The following is a 1,172-nucleotide window of genomic DNA, read 5'->3' on the forward strand; positions in this document are numbered from 1 at the left end:
GCCGGAGTAATCTGGTGGTTGTAGAGAAATTCGGTGGAGCGGTAGTTCAGTTGGTTAGAATACCTGCCTGTCACGCAGGGGGTCGCGGGTTCGAGCCCCGTCCGTTCCGCCACTTATTATGCAAAAAGCCCTAAGTTAACGCTTAGGGCTTTTTGCATATTTAGGCATTAGTATTTTTAGGTGAATTCCTGTCTTCTCTCACTTTTCTTCTCACTTTTTGTTTTTCCTCACCATTTTATTTTTTCCTCTCTATCTTCAGGCGTACATTGCAAGTCTGCGATAAAATTCTTATAACAGAAGAGAACTCTTTTTTGATAGGGTATTTAGTGTATTGAAACTGATAGTGGATAAGGCGTGCGGAAAAAAACCTATGCAATGAGGTATGTTGCTGGCCAACCAGCTGAACGTATCTTTCCTCCCGGGGAAATGCATTATCCGGGGCAAGCGCTACCGACAGGCTCATTGCTGCTGGAGGGAGATGTTTTACGCGTAATGGTGTGGAACATTTTCAAGCAGCAACGAATGAACTGGCTTTCCGTTTTACAGAATTTCGGCAAAGGTACTCAGCTAGTCTTGTTGCAGGAGGCACAAAGTACGCCAGACCTCATCCGTTTTGCAACCAGTAATTATCTCTCTGCCGATCAAGTGCCCGCGATTATTCTTCCACAACATCCATCTGGTGTGATGACGTTGTCAGCTGCTCAGCCGGTGTATTGCTGTCCTTTACGTGAAAGAGAGCCCTTGTTGCGTTTAGCCAAGTCCTCTCTGGTGACGGTCTATGCGCTTCAGAATGGGCAGAGACTGATGGTTATCAATATCCATGCGGTTAACTTTAGTTTTGGTGTTGAGGTTTATACCAAGCAGTTGGCTGCAATTGGGGAGCAACTTACCCATCATCAGGGGCCGGCTATTATGGCTGGAGATTTTAATGCGTGGAGTCAGCAGCGTATTAACGCACTTAATCGGTTTGCGGCAAGGATGGGGTTGCAGGAGGTACATTTCGTTGATGACCAGCGGCGCAAGGCGTTTGGTCGACCGCTAGATTTCGTCTTTTACCGTGAACTGGCCGTAAACCAGTCTTCCGTCTTGGTGACTCAAGCTTCAGATCACAACCCACTGCTCGTCGAGTTTAGCCTGGTTTAATCGCCATAAAAAAACAGCCCTCTACATTT

General features: G+C 46.8%; 1 protein-coding gene and 1 tRNA gene. Both read left to right on the plus strand.

The window, feature by feature from the left end:
• Positions 1-35 precede the first annotated feature (35 nt).
• Positions 36-112, plus strand: a tRNA-Asp gene (locus tag WCT94_RS20680).
• Between the two features lie 242 nt (positions 113-354).
• Entirely contained in the window at positions 355-1,143 is a 789-nt protein-coding gene (locus tag WCT94_RS20685) for an endonuclease/exonuclease/phosphatase family protein (RefSeq protein WP_336871591.1), read from the plus strand.
• Positions 1,144-1,172 lie beyond the last annotated feature (29 nt).

Origin of the sequence: Pectobacterium sp. 1950-15 (genome assembly GCF_037136835.1) — a bacterium.
Classification (GTDB): domain Bacteria; phylum Pseudomonadota; class Gammaproteobacteria; order Enterobacterales; family Enterobacteriaceae; genus Pectobacterium.